Below are 17,357 nucleotides of genomic sequence, written 5' to 3'. Positions count from 1 at the left end.
GTCACCCGAGCAGCGCGGCGAGGGCGGCTTCGGCGGCGGACCCGTCGCGGGACGGGTCCTTCATCGCGAGCAGGCCCGCGAGTTCGGCGGCCGGCCGGTCCAGGAACGGCGCCGCTTCCTTGGCGATCTGCGCCGAACCCTCACCGAGACCCAGTTCTCCCAGCAGCGCCACCGCTTTCGGCCACAGTTCCGCGTGGTCGAGCAGGTCCCGCACGGTCACCGGAACCGGGCGCGGCGTCACCGGATCCGGCACCGTCCACTCGTGACGGCCGTGCCGCACCTCGATCGGAGCACGGCCGGGAAGGTGCACCTCGGCCGACGAACCCGCCGGGATCTCAACCTCCACAGTGAACTCACCGCCGTCCCGACGCCACGACACCGACGCCGTGCCGTACGGGGTTTCGTGCCGCGCGGAGGCGTGGGTCAGCGCGGCGTCCGGCACCGGGCGCACGGTGATCCGCCGGTACCCCGGCGCCGCCGGGGCCAGCCCCGCGACCGTCCGGTGCATCCAGTCGGCGACCGCGCCCAGGGCGTAGTGGTTGAACGAGGTCATCTCACCCGGGTTGATCGAGCCGTCGGGAAGCATGCTGTCCCAGCGCTCCCAGATGGTGGTGGCGCCCATGGTCACCGGGTACAGCCACGACGGGCAATCGCGTTCGAGCAGCAGCCGGTAGGCGAGGCCGGGACGACCGGCCGAGGTCAGCGCGTCGGTGACCAGCGGCGTGCCGACGAACCCGGTGCCGATGCGGAACCCGTTGGCGCGCACCAGATCGGCCAGCCGCTCCGCCGCGTGCGACCGCTGCTCCGAGGTGGGCAGCAGGTCCCATTCCAGCGCCAGCGCGTACACGGTCGGCGCGTCGCTGAGCACCCGTCCCGCGTCGGTGACGTAGTGCCGGACGAACGCCTCCCTGGTTTCGGCGGCCAGCTTCTCGTAGTGCCCGGCATTCCGGCCGAGCACCCGCGCCACCTCGGCGACGATCTCCGCCGACCGGATCAGGTACGCCGTGGCCACCACGTCGGGATTCGCTTGTGCGGCGAAGGGGTTCTCCGGTGGCGCGGTCGGGTCGAGCCAGTCGCCGAACTGGAAGCCGCCCGCCCACACGCCGTCCGTGGTCAGCGAGGCGATCTTGTCCACCCAGGCGCGCATGCTGTCGAACTGCCGCGCGAGCACGCCCGTGTCACCGTTGCGCCGGTAAAGCACCCACGGCACGACGGTCGCCGCGTCACCCCAGGCGGTGGCGGTGGGCGACTTCCCGTAGAGCACGTCCGGAATGACGTACGGGACCGATCCGTCCTCGTGCTGCTCGACCGCGAGATCGGCCAGCCAGGTGCCGAGAAAGCCCGCGGTGTCGAAGAGAAAACCCGCGGTGGGCGCGAAAACCTGGATGTCGCCGGTCCAGCCGAGGCGTTCGTCGCGCTGCGGGCAGTCGGTCGGCACGTCCAGGAAGTTGCCGCGCATGCCCCACACCACGTTGCGGTGGAACTGCTCGAGATCGTGGTCGGAACAGGAGAACCAGCCGGTCCGCCGGAGATCCGTGCCGACGACCACGGCGGCCAGGTCCTCCGCCACCACGTCCGCGCCGGTGATCTCGGCGTACCGGAAGCCGTGGAAGGTCAGGTTCGGCTCCACCACCACTTCCGCCGCGTCGTCCAGCACGTAGGTGTCCGTGGCCTTGGCCGAGCGCAGGGGGCGCACGCCGAGTTCGTCGTGCTCCAGCACTTCCGCGTGCCGCACCACGATTTCCTGCCCCGCGCGGGTGTTCCGCAGGTGCATCCGGACCCAGCCGACCACGTTCTGCCCGAAGTCGACCAGCGTCCGGCCCGACGGCGACTGCCAGACCTTCAACGCGGGCAGCACTTCGGTCGCCCGCACCGGCGGTCCCTCCGGCGCGACCAGCCGCCCCAGATCCGCTTCCACCACCTCGACGCGATCCACAGTGGACTCGGTGGCGCGCAGGTCGGTGAGCTGGCCGTCGTAGAGGTCGTCGGCCAATACCGTGCTGTTCCGCGCGGTCCACTGCTCGTCGGTCCCGATCACCTCGACCGTGCCGTCCGCGTAGGTGACTTCCAGCTGGGCGAGCAAAGCCAGCCGATCACCGTAGTGCGCGCGCTTGCCCGCCCAGGCGAGGCGGCCCCGGAACCAGCCGTTGCCCAGCAGCACGTCGAGTTCGTTCTCACCCTCTTGCAGCAACGCGGTCACGTCGTGGGTCTGGTAGCGAAGGCGAGCCTGGTAACTGGTCCACCCCGGCGCCAGCACTTCGTCACCGACCCGCTCGCCGTTCAGCCGGGCCTCGTACACCCCGTGCGCGGTGGCGTACAGCCGCGCGGACGCGATGCCGGGCCGCAAGGTCACCGTCCGGCTCAAAATCGGGGCGGGTGAACCGATTCCGCCGATCTCGACCGGACTGACGAACCGCGCGGACCAGTCCGCCGCCGACAGCAACCCGGTCTCCACAGTGGACGGCTCACTCCAGGCGGACCAGTCGTCACCGGAAGCCACGCGCACCCGGACCGCGGCGCGTGCCCGCGACGGCAGCGGTTCGAACGGCCACGGCACCAGCACCTGCTCGGCGGAGTCCACCCGCACCACCGTGCCGTCGAGATCCAGTTCGCAGGCGGTCTGCGCCCAGTCCGGATCGTCCGTGCGCACCTGCCAGGACAGCCGTGGTGTCGCGGTGCCCAGCCCCAGCGGGTCGTCGCGGTGCTCGAAGCGGACCGGGCCGGCGGTGGTGGCTGTCAACGGATGCCCTCCTGCGTGACGGTGACCAGTTCGTGGCCGCAGAGATCCGCGACCGCGCGCAGTTCGGCTGCGCGGTGCCCGACGCCGAGCGCCCAGTGGTGGCCGATGCCGGTCATGCTCCAGTCGTCGGTCCACTCGCCGGGATGCCTGCCGAAGTCCACTCTGGACGTGGTGTTCCCGATGCGCAGCAACGGTCCGTCCACCACCGTGCCCTCCGAGGCGACGAACCGGAACGAGCCGTCGGGTTGCTGCCCGAGGCCGAACGCGGTGACCGGCCCGTGCTTGACGTCGAACTCCACCGAAACGCCCCAGCCGCGTTTCCCGTGGTACACGCCCAGTCCGCGCAGGATCGGCTTCCCGTCGCTGATCGCGAGGTGCGCGGGACCGTCGTGGCCCATTTCCACCACGTCGTCGCGGAAGTTCAGCGCCTGCAACTCGGTGAACGACCCGCCCGCGCCGAGCTGGTCGAGGATGAGCATCGCCAGCGAAGTGCGCAGTTCGTACTCACCGGCGGCCGGAATCCCGCGCGCGGTGAGCAGGGAGGCTCCCAGGATCATGCCCGCGCCCACGCGCTCGTGGGTCTCGCCGTCGAGGCCGCGGTGGTAGTAGGCCAGGCTGTCCAGGCCGAAGTCGTCCACCAGCTGGTCCAGCGCCACGGAAACCTTGGCCGCCCAGCGGAGGTCCTCCTCGACCACGGTGGAGTCCACTGTGAACACTTCACGCGCATGCGCCACCCTGTCGTCGGTGGCCGCGTCGCCGACCTGCTCGACGCGCACGCGCAGGTCGTCGATCTCCAGGACTTCGACGTGCCCGCCGAAGGCACGCGGGACCAGCGTGAGGTCCGTGGACACGTCGAGCATGCCCGGGTACAGGTGCCCGAGCAGCCCGTGCCTGCCGCGGCGCAGCTTCGCCCGGACCCCGGCCGCACGCACCCATCGGCCGATCTTGTCCCAGGCCGCGGGTTCCTCCAGATACCCGCTGACGCACCGGGCTTCCACTCCGCACCGGCGGAACGCGTTGACCATTTCCGGTAGCGGGCAGGCGCCGCAGTAGGCGAGCCACGCGCCGGTGTCGAAGTTGGCGTGGTCCATAACTTCGGTGGGCTGGAGGTTCAGCAGCAGCACCGGCGCACCGCTGCGCTGGGCCACCGGCATCAGCATGTTCGAGGTCATGTAGGTGGTCAGGAAGGCCACGATGAGGTCGCACCCGGCGGCCCGCAGCTGCTCGGCCGCGCGGTCGCCCTCCTGCGGGTCCGAGATGAAGCCGACGTCGACCACTTCGCAGTCGAACTCCCGCATCCGCTCGGAAACGCGTTCGGCGGAGAGCTTCAGCTGGGGCAGCAGATCCGGGAACTGGGGCCAGTAGGCACCCAGCCCACCGGCGACAAGGCCGACCTTCGTCATGATTCCTCTCCGTGTCGGATAAGAGGGCGCGCAAATAGGGCAGGTGGATGCCCGTCGTGATCGAGGTGGTTCCTGGCGGCGCCGTCAGGGGCCGCCTCGGCGCGGCGGGCGCCACCATGCCCTGTTTGCGTGCCCTCTAAGCCGGACCGGGCCGAACAGTCCGGTGCGGACCTGTCCGGCGGCCACGGCGGTGGTCGGTGAGGCGTCGTCGAGATACCCCGCGAGCGTGCCGCGGACGACGATCTCCAGCTCGTTCTCGCCGTCCCGCAGCGCGTCCGTGATTTCGGCGCGCCACGGCGCCCACACGAGCTGGTCGACGAGCTGCCCGTTGACCAGCACGTCCGCGGTGCCGCGGACCTCACCGAGATCGAGCACGACCCGTCCGGCCGGGGCGGTGAACGTGGTGCGGTACCGCATCCGGCCGCCGAGCGCACGCAACCCGAGTTCCTCCCAGGCACGCAGTTCGACCGGCGCTTCGGCGACCTCCACCTCGATCGCGGACTCCAGCAGCGCGCCCCCGCGGCGGCCGTCGACCGCGCGGAAGTCCAGCCGCACCGGCGTTCCGGCCGCGAGCGGTGCCGGCAGGCCGACCCGGCCGTCGACCGGTTTGTACTCGGTTCCGGCAATGACCGCGACCACCTCCAGCTCGGACGGGATCCGCAGGGACACCGTACCCAGCGGCGCCGGGAACTCCAGTGATTCGACGCGTTCACCGGACGGCGCCAGGTCGGGCACCACCGGCACCACCACGTCGCCTGGCTCGGCCTCCGGTTCCAGCCACCACGCGCCGGGCAGCGGGTGCGGGCGCGGCCGGAGGCAGAGGAACCGGGGATCGCGCGGATGCTTGCGGCGCAGGCCATCGCAGGTCCACTCAGGACCGCTGGTGATGCCCAGCTCCGGTGCGTCGACCGCCGCTGCCGCACCGGGACCGAGCAGGAGGGTCACCGTGTTCTCCCCCGGCCGCAGCGCCAGTTCGTAGGGGTGCACCCGGATTTCGCGGTGTCCGGGGTACGGGTTGAAGTCGCCCTGCCTGCCGATCTCCGTGCCGTTCAGCAACACGCGGCAAGCGCCTTCGCTGGCCACCTGCACAACCGCCATGCCACCGGCGTGCCGGAAGGTGCGGCTGACCTCCGCGCCCACCATCCACTCCGGACGGCGATACCGCTCGAAATCGGTGACCACGGCGAAGGACGCCCGCACCGGACCGTCCTCCGAAGCGGTGAACTCGATCTCCAGGCACACGGTCCGATCGCTGGGCAACGGGCTGACGGAGTGGTAACCCTCGCCCGTCGACGGCACTTCGGCACCGTCGAGCAGCACCCGCCGCGCGGCTCCGGAACCGATCACCAGCTGGAGCCCCGCCGACGACGGCAGCGCCAAATGGGTGCGCAGGGCGACCGATCCGCCTTCGGGCACGTGCCGCCAGTCGAGGAACTCCTCGGCGACATATCCCTTGGGACCCAAGGTTTCGTTGTGCACCGGGTCCTTGTGGATGCCCCGCGACAGCGACCATTCCGCTTGCCGCCAGGTCCCGTCGGCGTCACGAACCTCGGCGAAGGGACCGAATCCGGCGATCACCGGGCCGCTCTCGTGGGTCAGCCGCCAGACCTCGATCGGCAGCACCCCATCACGATCCGCACCGGCCAGGTCGCCCTCACTGTTGTCCAGGGTGGACTCCGCCAGCGCCAGCCAGGGCCCGGTCACCGGAAGAGATTCCACCTCACGGCCGAGCAGACGGGCATCGGCCGGCGGCAGGTCCTCCCCGAGCACCACCAGGGAAATCGGCCCGTCGTCGAACGGGACCTCGAAAACGCCGTCGCGTACCTCCAGTTCCCTGCGCTCACCGGTGCGCGGATTCCACTGCTGTGCCCGTCCGGGCAGGTCCGTCGTCCGCACGCGCGCCACGCGTCCGATCGGCGGCACGAAGCGGTAGCCGTCCTCGCGAAGCCGTTGCCAGTATTCTTCCCACGGGAAGCCGGTTTCGGCCCAGTTCTCCCGCTCCAGGTCGACGATCGGCGCGAGCGTGCCGGTCTGCTCGTCGTGCGCGGTCAGCAGCAGGACAAACGAGTCACCGTCGCGGCGCAGGAGGAACGGCGCGTCCGCCCGCACCCGGCCGTCCGGGATCAGCGCTGGGACGTCCTCCGGCCGCTCGACCACGGTCACGTCCGGCAGTGGAGCCGCACCCACGCAGATCACCTGCCCGCCCGCCCCGGCGAACTCGGTCAGCTTGGCCGCCGCGGCCGGGTGCAGCAGTTCGGCCTCCGGCAACACCACAGTCCGGTAGGTCTCGTCACCGACCCGGAGGCGGTCGCCGACGACCTCTCCCCCGGCGATCGTTTGCTCGTCTAAGGTGTCGTGATCGATCCCGGCGGCCTCCAGCACCCCGCGTTCCTCCGCGAACCAAACGCTTGCGCCGTTCAGCCGGTGGTAGCAGGCGGCCGCGCGTTCGGCGGGCGGCAGCGGGCCGTCGAGTGTGAGGTAGGCCTGAGTGGTGGTCGTCGGCGAGAGCAGGACGACGTCGCAGACGTGCGTGCCGGTGGTCAGCACCGAGCACAACCGCGACACCGCAGTGGAGAACTGGTGGTAGGCGGGCCAGTACGGCTGACGCCAGCACGTCGACGGCGGCGCCCACTCCCACCAGCCGCCGACGGTCGAGTAGTAGACCGCGTGCGGGTCGTACAGGTTGGCGCCGCGCCGCAGGAACGGCGCGAGCCAGTCGTAGGTCTCCTCCAGCGTTCCGCCCCAGCCGGAGGAGTGGAACGCCTCGATCCAGGTGCGTGGGTGCCCGTTCGCGTGCGCCAGCGAGCTGTGCACCTTCGGGTCGCCCCAGTGGTCGCTGCCCGGCGCGCCGAATCCGGAATGCGTGCCGAGGTAGTCGCCGTACAGCTGGACGCCACCGACGGGATCGCCTTCGCGGGCCGGTGAAGGTTGGTCGAAACCGCAGATCAGCTCGCGCTCGGCGAACCAGCGGTCGAGCGGGTCGAAGAACGCCCGGCGGGCCAGGCGGGCGCGGTGCTCGTGGTAGTCGCGGCGATGCCGGGCCGATTCGGCGTCGTCCCCGCCGAACAGAGCGGGCAGCGCCAGTTCGTAGCCGTAGTGCGAGGCGAAGGTCTCGGCGAAATCGTGGCCCCAGGTCGGCATCGCGGGCAGTTCGTCCTGGAAGAAGCCGGGGATCACCTTGCCGAACCAGTGGCCCAGCCCGCGTTCCAGCTCGCCGTGCACCTGGTCGAGCAGGGTGGCACAGGCGTCCACGCCGAAGTAGTCGAACCCGCTGACCCGGCTGCCGATCCCGCCGCTGGACTCCCGGTGCAACGCCAGCCCGGCGTACTCCGGGTTCCGCGCGGTGATCCGGCCCTGGAAGTTCGCCCCGGAGAAGCCGATCTGGTCGTACAACCACAACCGGAAGCCGATCCGCTCGGCGTCCGCGCACACGCCGTCGAACAGCTCGATCCACTGTGGACCGAGAAACGGCGGGTCGTCGGCCACCGAGCCGAACATCGGGCCGGTGGGCGCCAGGCACAGGACCACCGCCTGGCGCACCCCCTGCCCGGACAGCCGGTCGAGCTGCGCGCGCAACCGCGCCCTGGTCACCTTCGCCCCGCTCCACCACCAGATCGGCAGCGGCGTGGACTCGGGACCCGGTTCGCGGAACCGGGTGAGCAACCGCGTCATGCCGGCGCCCGCTCCACTTCGATCTGCTCCAGCGACTTGCCGGAGGTGTCGGGCATGAAGAAGTAGCCGACCACCCCGCTGACCAGCAGGCAGGCCGCCAGGAGCGCGGCAACCGTGCCGATGCCCGCGGTCGCCAGCGTCGGCACGAAGAAGCTCCAGATGCCGAGGAACGTCCGCGCCACACCGAAGGTCAGCCCCTGCGCGGTGCCGCGGAGCATGGTCGGGAACAACTCCTGGCTGACGATCTTGTACACCGCTTCGCCGGCGAACGCGGCGCCGACCCCGAACAGCAGGATGTTCGCGATGATCACCGGGATGTTGAACGGGAACACCAGGTAGGCCACGAAGGCGAGCACCTGCATCACCGAACCGGCCGCCCACATCTGCTTGCGCATGGTGTGCCCGCGGTCGACCAGGCGCATGAACACCAGGGTGGCCAGGATGCCGATGACGAAGCCGGCGCAGGACAGCGCCACCCCGGCGGCCTGGCTGCCCGCGTTGAGCGTGGTGATGATGTACGGGGTGAAGATGCCGTTGGTGCCGGCGGCCACGTTCCAGAACAGGTAGATCGTGCCGGTCCAGAGCAGCGCCCGCAGGTTGGCGCCGCGGAAGAGCGCGCCGACCCGCGTCGCGACCGAACCGGCGGCGGCCGACGCCGCGGTCCACCTCGCCGACTCGGCCAGTCCCCGGCGCAGTGCCCAGGTGACGATCGCGACCACAAAAAGGTGCAGGAAGACTATCCTGATGCCGAGCAGTTCCAGCGGGGACAGCACGAGTGCCAGCAACAGCACCACCACCGGCCCGGCGTTCCAGGCGATCTGCGTGAAGCTGAGCAGCTTGCCCCTGGCCTTCGACGGTGAGAACTCGCCGACCAGCGCGAGCGAGGTCGGCACGTCCGCCCCGACCGCGACGCCGACCACGAAGGTGCCGATGAACAGCATCGGCGCGTTGACCGCGAGCGCGATGCACAGGATGCCCGCCGCGTAGACCAGCAGGTCGTACTTGTAGATGCGCTTGCGGCCGAGCTTGTCGCCGAGCCGCCCGCCGATCAGCGCGCCGAGCGCGCAGCCGATCGCGTTCGGGCCGATGGCGGCCAGCGCGCCGACCGCACCGCTGCTCAATCCCAGGTACGCCTGGAACAGGGCCAGGCCCGAGCCCAGCGCGACGATCGAGCCGGCGTCCAGATAGGACGCCATCGCGGCCAGGGTCGACCATTTCCACTGCTGACGGCTGACCGTTCCGGATTCGTCCACCGGCGCGTTGCCGACGGCTTCGGAGGAAGTCAAGTGAGTCTCCTCGTCCTCGTTGACGTAGGTCACACTTTGAAACGTATTAAGCGGGAGAGTAGCGAAGCGGACCAGCAGACTCAAGGTCCGGAAATGGCCATCGCTTCACCCAATGAATCGTTTCATATGCACTGGGTGCCGCCGGGTGTCACCGGGTCACCGCGTGCCATCGGCTATCGTCTGCTGGTGGGCAAGGAAGAGCCGGTCACGCTGGTCGAAGTGGCGCGGGTGGCGGGGGTCTCCAAGACCACGGCGTCCGACGCGCTGCGTGGCTCCGGCCGCGTCTCGGAGCGGACCAGGCAGCTGGTCACCAGCACGGCGAACCGGCTCGGTTACTCCCCCAATGCCTCGGCGCGCTCGCTGCGGCGCGCGAACACCGGCGCGATCGGGCTGCACCTGCCGGACATCCTCGCCCGCTCCGAGTACTACATGTCCTTCGTCTTCGGCGTGGTCGACAAGGCCGCCGAGATGAACTACGACGTCACCCTGCTCACCTCGAAACACCTGCCCGCGCCCGGCGCGTTCCACCGTGTGGACGGCGTGGTGCTGGGCGATCCGCTGGAAACCGATCCGATGGTGCGCGGGCTGCTCCGGGCGTCGGTGCCGGTGGTCACCTGCGAGCGGTTCACCGGGGACGCCAGCCCGGCCGGGATCGTGCTGTCCGACCACGCGGAGATGTTCGGGCGGCTGCTCGACCACCTGCACGCGGCGGGCGCGCGGCGGACGGCGCTGCTCGCCTCCAGCGCCACCACCGACTGGGGAAACCAGCTGCAGCAGGCGTTCCGGGCCTGGTGCCGGAGCCGGGGCGTGCCCGCGCTGCTGCGTGAGCTGACCTTCGGCGCCCCGGTGGACGTGGTGCAGGACAACGTCAGCGCGCTGCTGGAGACCGATCCCTCGCTGGACGCGCTGATCTGCGCGCCCGACGGTTCCGCCACGGCCGCGCTGCCGGTGCTGCGGGCGGCCGGGCGCGAGGTCGGCGGTGACCTGCTGCTGGCCGCGTGCGTGGACGGAACCCCGCTGGCGCACAGCGATCCGCCGATCACCGCCATCGACCTGCACCCACGCGAAGCCGGTGCGGCTTGTGCCCAGCTGCTGTTCGACCTGCTGGCCGGGACAGCAGCGGCGGGGACCGTGCGCTCGCTGCCGATCGGCCTGATCGAGCGCCGGTCCACCGTCCGCTAGGCCATCTCGCCGTCGATTCGGCGGGGCAGGTTCCAGGGGTTGTCCTCGCGCAAGGGCTCGGGCAGGGCGGCGTCGGGCACGCTCTGATACGCGACCGGCCGGGTGAATCGGACCAGCGCACCGGCGCCGACCGAGGTGGTGGCGGGCGCCGTCGTGGCCGGCCACGGGCCGCCGTGGTGCTGGGCCCAGGTGATCGCGACGCCGGTCGGCCAGTCGTTCACCGTGACACGACCGGCGAGTCCGCTGAGCTTGCCGACCAGGTCCGCGACGTCCGGATCGTCGTCACCACCGGTCATCACCGCCGCGGTGAGCGTGCCCTGCAACTGGCCCAAAGCGGCGTCGAGCTGAGCCCGGTCCTCGTACTCGGCAACCAGCACCACCGGCCCGAAGCACTCCTCCAGCAACCGCGAACCGCTGACCAGCTTCTCGATCGGCACCGACAACACGGCCGGAGCCACCGTCCAGCCCTCGCCCGGCCCCTCGGTCGAGCCGACCACACGACCACCGGCGGTGACCAGCTCCCCCACGCCCGCGGCCGCGTCCCGCGCGATCCGCTCGGTCAGCATCCACGACTTCGGCGCGCGCTTCTCCAGTTCTTCGGCCACCACCTCGGCCGCCGAGTGTCCACTCGGGACGAACAGCATGCCCGGCTTCGTGCAGTACTGCCCGGTCCCGAGGGTGAACGAGCCGACGAAGCCTTCGGCGAGTTCGGCCAGCCGACCCGCACCGGCCGGGGTCACCACGACGGGATTCACCGTGCCCATCTCGGCGAAGACCGGGATGACCACCTCGCGCTCGTTCGCCAGCTGCCACAGCGCCAGCCCGGCCCGCTGCGAACCGGTGAACGCGACCGCGGCGGTGTGCTCGGAGCGCACCAGCCGGGCACCCGCATCGAATCCGGACACCAGCTCGAACAGGCCCTCCGGCGCGGACGTGCCCGCCAGCGCCGTCCGGGTCAGCTCCGCCAGCCGCGCGCTGAGCCGCGGGTGCGCGGGATGCGCCTTGACCACCACCGGGCAGCCCGCCGCGAGCGCCGAGGCGGTGTCGGTGCCGAGCACGCTGAACGCGAACGGGAAGTTGCTCGCGCCGAACACCGCGACCGGCCCGAGCGGGACCTGCACCCTGGCGATCGCCGGCGTCGGCGGCTTCGCGTGGTCGATGGTGACCTGGAGGTAAGAGCCTTCGACCGCCACGTCGGCGTAGTAGCGCAGCTGACCCGAAGTGCGGCCGATCTCCATCCGCAGCCTGGGTTCGCCGAGCGCGGTCTCCGCGTCGGCCAGCGAGATCAGTTCGTCCACAGTGGACGGCTCGTCGAGCGCGCCGGCGATCGCGTACAGCCACGCCGACCGGTCGGCCGGTGACGTGGCGGCGACGATCGGCGCGGCGGCGGCCGCCCGCGCGAGCGCCGCGTCCACCTCCGCGTCCGGGGTCGCCTCGACCTCACCCGCCGCGGCGCCGGTGCGGGGGTCATAACTGATGTCGGCGGTCATACCCGGCCTTTCTCGTCGAACGGAACTTCCTGCCAGCCATCGGGTCCGACCCCGCAGGGCCCACCTTCGTGCGCGTACAGCCGCCCGGCGGCCACGTCGAGGCTGATCGTGGCCAGGCTCTCCCACCGCAGGTGAGCGGGCAGTGAAAGATCGGCGTGCGCACAGATGCCCGGGCCGTCACCGCGGTGCGAGTGCAGGGCCCGCGCACGCTCGGTGCGGTCGGTGGTGTTCAGCGCGGAAACGCGCTCCCGCAACCCGGGCAGCCGGTCGAAGGTGCTGGACACCTCGTTGGAGGTCTGCTCCCCCTCGGCCAGCTTCTCGTCGAGGAAGTGGTTGGTGTGCAACAGAACCCCGTCCGAACCGACGGGCAGTTCACCCACGCGTTCGGGAGACAGCTCGAGGCCGATGGCGTCCCCGCGCTCCCCGTCGTAGGTGACCACGGTGAGCACGGTGGACGCCGAGAGCCGCGCCGAACGCGCCAGCTCGGCCGCCTCGCCGACGGTGGTCGCCTCGTCCAGGATGCGCCGGGCGACCACGTGCACCGGCACGCCGATGCCGGTGTGGTCCGAGGCGTGACGCAGCACGTTGAAGTGCAGGCCGAGGCCGTCGCTGTTCACGCCGACCTTGCCGACCACCCCGAACTCGGTGAACGTGTGCACGCGGCGGCCGGGCCGCGGTTCCAGCGACCAGAGCAGCATTCCCTCGCGGAAGGTGTCGTGCCAGTCCCAGGTCTGCACGGTCCGGGGCGCGCCCGACGGGGGCAGCAGCACCGCCGCCGAGCACTCCCCTTCCCCGGTGACCGCGAGCGCGGCGAGGATCTCGGTGCGCCCGTTGAGCACCCCGAGCTGCCACGCTTCGAGACCGGCACCTTCCGCCATGCCGGTCATCTCCGCGGCCAGTTCCGGCGCCCACGCCGCCGTTTCCGCGAGCGCCCGCGCACCCCATTCGGCCACCTGGCCGTCTCGTGCGCCCTCGGCCTCGAACAGTTCGGTGTAGCGGGCGAACGCGGCGTGCAGTTCGGCACGCCGGGCCCGGCCCAGTTCCCGGCCGCGGGCAGCCGGTTCGGTCTCCGTGGAGAGGTGGACGGCGATGCGCATGGCGCTCCTCATTCGACGCTGCTCAGCACCGCGTCCCAGGCCACCTCCGAGGCGATGGCGCCGAGCCCGGTCGCGGTGATCCCGGTCAGGTCGACCTCGTCGGTGGTGCAGGTGAACAGGATGTCACCGTCGATCTCGGTGTGGAACGGCTGGATCGCGCGGTGCATCGAGCTATGCACCTGCGTGCCGAGCTGGCGCAGCGACACCTCGGGCAGGCGCACGTTGGTCACCAGCACGGTCAGCGTGGTGTTCCCGGCGAGCGTGCCCACCGGCTGCCCGCCACCGGCGGCGAGCGCGTAGTCCTCGACCGGCAGCTTGCGCTCGCCGGTGTCGGCGTGCACGTTCCCTCGCACCACGCGGCCGTCGCGGTCGACCACCACGCCGACCGCGTTGACCACGGTGGCGACCAGCACCTTCATCCCGCCGATCTCGCGGAACGCGGCACCCTGACCGGCGAACTCGGCGCGGCCGAAGTCGATCTTGCCCACCGAGGCGGTCCGGCCCGCCCCGCAGCGCCCGACCGGGAACTTCCCCGGCTTCGCGTTGCGCAATGCCGCACGGCCCAGCGCCGCGTCGGGCGCGATGGCGGTGTCACGGGCGGAGAAGTCGTAGATCACCGCGCCCGAGACGTGCTGCAGCGCGGCCCAGTGCGTGCGGTTCTCCACGCGGTGCAGCAGTTCCGTGCCGACCCCGGCGGCGGCCTCCAGCCCGTAGACCGAACCGCCGGCGAACACGATCGCCTGGTGGATGTCGTACCCGCCGCTGAGGCCCACCGCGCCACCCCTGGCGTCGATCGCGGTGCGCACGCCGTCGGGAAAGTGCAGCACCGTGCAGCCGGTCGGGCCCTCGTGGTACTCGGCCGTGCCGACGAGCACGCCCGGCAGGTCGAACGGCACCACCGCGCGGCCCTCGCTCGGCTGCGGGGTCAGCTCGGCGTCGTCGTTCGTCAGCGCCCCCGGGGCGAAGGCCGACGGCCTGGCCAGCCGGGTTTCGGGCGCGTTGCTCACAGTGCCTCCATCAGTTGTCGCGAGTACTCGTGTTCCGGTTCCCGGTAGAAGACGGCCGCCTCGGCGTTCTCCACGATCTCACCGCCGCGCATCACCGCGATCCGATCCGCGACGTACCGGACGGCACCGAGGTCGTGCGAGATGAACAGGGCGGCGAAGCCGAGTTCGGCCTGCAGGTCCTTGATCAGGTTGAGGATCTGCGCCTGCACCGAGACGTCCAGCGCGCTGACCGCCTCGTCGAAGACCAGGAACGGCGGCCGGGTGACCAGCGCCCTGGCGATCGAGACCCGCTGCCGCTGCCCGCCGGAGAGCTGGTGCGGGTAGCGCCGCGCGAACGAGGCGTCCAGCCCGACCTGCTCCAGCATCTCCCCGGTACGCCCGGCGAGATCGGTTTTTCCCAGTACGGTAAGCGGTTCCGCGACCGAGCGCCCGACGCGCATGCGCGGATCGAGTGACCACTGTGGATGCTGGAGCACCGCCTGCATCCGCCCGGCCAGCGCCCGGCGGCGCTTCGGGAACGGCTGTCCGTCGAACCGCACCTCGCCGCTGGTGGGCGTGCGCAGGCCGAGCGCCACCATGCTGGTGGTGGTCTTGCCGGAACCGGATTCGCCGACCAGGCCGACGGTTTCGCCGGGGTCGATCCGCAGGCTCACCCCGTGCACCGCGTGCGTCGACCGGCGGCGCAGCGGCGGCCCCGAGGTGAAGGTGACGGTCACGTCGTCGAGTTCGAGGATCGGGGTGCTCATCGGCTCGCTCCCACGGCGGAGCCGGCGCGGTGGCACAGCACGTCACGATCGGCGGAGACGTGCAGCAGCGGGCGTTCGCCCGCGCAGGAATCCAGCACCTCCGGGCACCGCGCGGCGAACGCGCAGCCGGTGGAAGCGCCGGAGAGCACCGGCGGCTGGCCGGGGATCGACACCAGCCGCTCGCCCTCGGCCACCGCGCCGGGCACGGACCGGGCCAGCGCGGCGGTGTACGGATGCCGCGGCTCACCGAGCACCGCCGAAGCCGCGCCGGATTCGACCACGCGACCGCCGTACATCACCACCACCCGCGAACACCGGCGTGCGACCGCGGGCAGATCGTGGCTGAGCCACAGGATCGTCGTGCCCGCCGCGGCGGCGAGCGCGAAAACCAGGTCGAGCACCTCGTCGCGGACCTGGCTGTCCAGTGCCGCGGTGGGCTCGTCGGCGATCAGCAGCTCCGGTTCGGCGGCCATCGCCATCGCGATCGCCACCCGCTGGGCCATTCCGCCGGAAAGCTGGTGCGGATAACCGCGGGCCACCCTGGCGGGGTCGGCGAGCTTCACCGAAGCCAGCCGGTCGAGCACTTCGGCCTTGCCCGCGCGGCCACGCAGGGCGAGCGCGACCTGCTTGCCGACGCGCATGGTCGGGTCGAGCGAGCCGATCGGCTCCTGGAAGATGAAGCCCAGGCGCTCCCGGCGCAGGGTCCGCAGTTCGCGCGGCGCCAGCCCGCCGACCGCGACCCCGCCGACGCGCACCTCACCGCCGGCGACGGTGGCCGCCCGCGGCAGCAGGCCGCCGATCGCCGCGCCCAAAGTGGACTTCCCCGACCCGCTTTCGCCGACGATGCCCACGGTTTCCCCGCGCCCGACCGTCAGCGAGGCGCCGTCGAGCGCGCGGACCGGACCGTAGTCGACCGCCAGCCGGTCGATCTGGAGCAGCTGCGTCATACCAGTGACCTCGACTCCCTCGGTTCGAGCCGGTCGCGCAGACCGTCGCCGAACACGTTGATGGCCAGGATCGCCACCACCAGCACGGCACCGGGGAAGGCCAGCAGCCACGGTGCCGCGAGCAGGTAGATCCCGCCCTGCTGGATGAGCACGCCGAGCGAGGAGTCCGGTGGCTGCACGCCGAACCCGAGAAAGCTCAGCCCGCCTTCGACCAGGATGCCCACCGACAGCGCGTAGGTGCCCTGGACGGCGATGGTGCCGGACACGTTCGGCAGCACGTGCCCGGTCAGGATCCGCCACCGGCCGACCCCGCTGATCACCGCGGCGGTGATGTAGTCGCGCTGTGCCACGGTCACCGCGGCGGCGCGGACCAGCCGCGTCATCAGCGGGATGGTGACCAGCACGATGCTGGCCATGGTGGCCGGCTGCCCCGGCCCGGCCACCGCGGCGACCAGGATGGCCAGCACGATCGCCGGGAACGAATAGAGCACGTCCACCGAGCGCAGCACCAGTTCGCCGAGCCAGCCGCCGCGGTAACCGGCGACGATGCCGAGCAGGGTGCTCAGCGCGGCGGTCACCACCACCGCGATGGTGGACAGCAGCAGCGTGGTGCCGATGCCTTCGAGCACCCTGGGCAGCATGGACCGGCCGAGCTGGTCGGTACCGAACAGCCAGTCCCCGCTGGGTGGCGCAAGGCGCGGGCCGACGATCGCGTCCGGCGCACCGCCGAGGCCGAAGACCGCGCCCGCGAGCGCGGCGAGCACCAGGACGCCGAGGCACCACAGCCCGGCACGAGCCAGCCGATCGAGCTTCATCGGTTCGCCTTCCGGTCGGTCCCGAAGCGCGGGTCGAGCACACCCGAGGCCGCGTCGGAGAGCATGTTGAGCACCACGAAGACCACCGCCGCGAGCAGCACGCCCGCCTGCACCACCGCGTAGTCGCGGCGGCCGACGGCCTGCACCACGTACGAGCCGACACCGGGCAGGTTGAACAGGTGCTCGACGATCACCGCGCCGCCGAGCAGGTACGCCGTGGTCGAGGTGAGCACCACCAGGATCGGGATCGACGCGTTGCGCAGCACGTGCCTGCCGATGATGAACAGCGATGTCTCGCCCCTGGCCACCGACGCGGTGATGTACGGCTCGACCAGCACGTTCATCACCGCGTCCCGGGTGGTCCGCGCGGTCACCGCGATGGCGAACACGGACAGCACCGCCGCGGGCAGCACCATCGACCGCAGGTTCGCGCCGAGGTCCTCGCCGAGCGGCCGGTAACCGCCGACGGTGAGCCCCAGCGCGTACCGGGAGAAAACGAACACCACCAGGCTGCCGAGCACGAACTCGGGCACGCTCACCCCGAGCCCGCCGGCCAGCCTGCCCAGCGCTCCGCCGCCCCGCTTGCCCGCCCGCACCGCGGTGTACACCCCCAGGGGCACACCGATCAGCACGGCCGCGCCGATGCCGAGCAGGGTCAGCTCGACGGTGACCGGGATGCGCAGGCCGAACTCGCCTGCCACCGGTTCCCCGCTGAGCAGCGAGGTACCGAGATCACCGTGGAGCGCGGCGGAGAGCCAGAGCCCGTACTGCGCGAACAGGCTCTGGTCCAGCCCGTACTTCTCCGACATCGCGGCCCGCTGCTCCGGGGTGGCGAACGGGCCGAGCACCACCTCGGCGAACCCGCCGGGCATCAACCGCGAGGCGGCGAAGATCAGGACGGACACCACGAACAAGGTCAGCACCGCGCTCACCAGCCGGCGGACCCACCAGGAAACCAGGCGCACTACGGTT

Annotated in this window: 12 protein-coding genes; 1 reads left to right on the top strand and 11 read right to left on the bottom strand. The window is 71.4% G+C overall.

The window, feature by feature from the left end:
• Position 1: 1 nt before the first annotated feature.
• The 4 genes from YIM_RS16665 to YIM_RS16650 all read right to left on the bottom strand — a co-directional run bounded on the left by YIM_RS16665 (position 2) and on the right by YIM_RS16650 (position 9,101).
• Entirely contained in the window at positions 2–2,740 is a 2,739-nt protein-coding gene (locus YIM_RS16665; protein ID WP_153031221.1) for a glycoside hydrolase family 78 protein, read from the bottom strand.
• Positions 2,737–4,143 (bottom strand): L-fucose/L-arabinose isomerase family protein, encoded by a 1,407-nt coding sequence (locus YIM_RS16660; RefSeq protein WP_153031220.1) that lies wholly within the window; start codon positions 4,141–4,143, stop codon positions 2,737–2,739. The genes YIM_RS16665 and YIM_RS16660 overlap by 4 nt, the downstream gene beginning before the upstream one ends.
• Positions 4,144–4,227: 84 nt before the next feature.
• Positions 4,228–7,815, bottom strand: coding sequence for a hypothetical protein (locus tag YIM_RS16655; protein WP_153031219.1), 3,588 nt, complete (start codon positions 7,813–7,815; stop codon positions 4,228–4,230).
• Complete coding sequence (locus YIM_RS16650) at positions 7,812–9,101, bottom strand: MFS transporter (protein ID WP_153031218.1); 1,290 nt, start codon at positions 9,099–9,101, stop codon at positions 7,812–7,814. Before YIM_RS16650 ends, YIM_RS16655 begins: the two co-directional genes overlap by 4 nt.
• Positions 9,102–9,287: 186 nt before the next feature.
• Between YIM_RS16650 and YIM_RS16645 the strand changes: the two genes are divergently transcribed.
• Positions 9,288–10,283, top strand: coding sequence for a LacI family DNA-binding transcriptional regulator (locus YIM_RS16645; protein ID WP_153031217.1), 996 nt, complete (start codon positions 9,288–9,290; stop codon positions 10,281–10,283).
• On the opposite strand, the gene YIM_RS16640 is transcribed toward YIM_RS16645, so the two are convergent.
• The 7 genes from YIM_RS16640 to YIM_RS16610 are packed head-to-tail and all read right to left on the bottom strand — an operon-like array spanning position 10,280 to position 17,350.
• Complete coding sequence (locus YIM_RS16640) at positions 10,280–11,773, bottom strand: aldehyde dehydrogenase family protein (RefSeq protein WP_153031216.1); 1,494 nt, start codon at positions 11,771–11,773, stop codon at positions 10,280–10,282. The two genes, YIM_RS16645 and YIM_RS16640, sit on opposite strands and share 4 nt — an antisense overlap.
• Complete coding sequence (locus YIM_RS16635) at positions 11,770–12,870, bottom strand: C45 family peptidase (RefSeq protein ID WP_153031215.1); 1,101 nt, start codon at positions 12,868–12,870, stop codon at positions 11,770–11,772. Before YIM_RS16635 ends, YIM_RS16640 begins: the two co-directional genes overlap by 4 nt.
• 8 nt (positions 12,871–12,878) lie before the next feature.
• Positions 12,879–13,877: a P1 family peptidase gene (locus tag YIM_RS16630; RefSeq protein WP_153031214.1), complete on the bottom strand. Its 999-nt coding sequence runs from the start codon at positions 13,875–13,877 to the stop codon at positions 12,879–12,881.
• Complete coding sequence (locus tag YIM_RS16625; protein ID WP_153031213.1) at positions 13,874–14,623, bottom strand: ABC transporter ATP-binding protein; 750 nt, start codon at positions 14,621–14,623, stop codon at positions 13,874–13,876. The genes YIM_RS16630 and YIM_RS16625 overlap by 4 nt, the downstream gene beginning before the upstream one ends.
• Positions 14,620–15,570 carry an ABC transporter ATP-binding protein gene (locus YIM_RS16620; RefSeq protein ID WP_153031212.1) on the bottom strand — a complete coding sequence of 317 codons (951 nt, stop codon included), beginning with the start codon at positions 15,568–15,570 and terminating at the stop codon, positions 14,620–14,622. Before YIM_RS16620 ends, YIM_RS16625 begins: the two co-directional genes overlap by 4 nt.
• A complete protein-coding gene (locus tag YIM_RS16615; RefSeq protein ID WP_153031211.1) occupies positions 15,567–16,385 on the bottom strand; it encodes an ABC transporter permease in 819 nt (272 codons plus the stop codon). Before YIM_RS16615 ends, YIM_RS16620 begins: the two co-directional genes overlap by 4 nt.
• The gene (locus YIM_RS16610) at positions 16,382–17,350 is read right to left on the bottom strand and encodes an ABC transporter permease (RefSeq protein WP_153031210.1); all 969 of its coding nucleotides are present in this window, start codon (positions 17,348–17,350) and stop codon (positions 16,382–16,384) included. Before YIM_RS16610 ends, YIM_RS16615 begins: the two co-directional genes overlap by 4 nt.
• Between the last annotated feature and the right edge of the window lie 7 nt (positions 17,351–17,357).

The organism is Amycolatopsis sp. YIM 10 (genome assembly GCF_009429145.1).
Taxonomy (GTDB): Bacteria; Actinomycetota; Actinomycetes; order Mycobacteriales; family Pseudonocardiaceae; genus Amycolatopsis.
Note: the sequence above shows the minus strand (reverse complement) of the source record. Positions and strands in the feature narration are given on the sequence as shown.

Coding starts and splice junctions, on each gene's coding strand:
- YIM_RS16660 (WP_153031220.1), bottom strand. CDS start 4,143: ATGACGAAGGTCGGCCTTGTCGCCGGTGGGCTGGGTGCCTACTGGCCC.
- YIM_RS16655 (WP_153031219.1), bottom strand. CDS start 7,815: ATGACGCGGTTGCTCACCCGGTTCCGCGAACCGGGTCCCGAGTCCACG.
- YIM_RS16640 (WP_153031216.1), bottom strand. CDS start 11,773: ATGACCGCCGACATCAGTTATGACCCCCGCACCGGCGCCGCGGCGGGT.
- YIM_RS16635 (WP_153031215.1), bottom strand. CDS start 12,870: ATGCGCATCGCCGTCCACCTCTCCACGGAGACCGAACCGGCTGCCCGC.
- YIM_RS16625 (WP_153031213.1), bottom strand. CDS start 14,623: ATGAGCACCCCGATCCTCGAACTCGACGACGTGACCGTCACCTTCACC.
- YIM_RS16620 (WP_153031212.1), bottom strand. CDS start 15,570: ATGACGCAGCTGCTCCAGATCGACCGGCTGGCGGTCGACTACGGTCCG.
- YIM_RS16615 (WP_153031211.1), bottom strand. CDS start 16,385: ATGAAGCTCGATCGGCTGGCTCGTGCCGGGCTGTGGTGCCTCGGCGTC.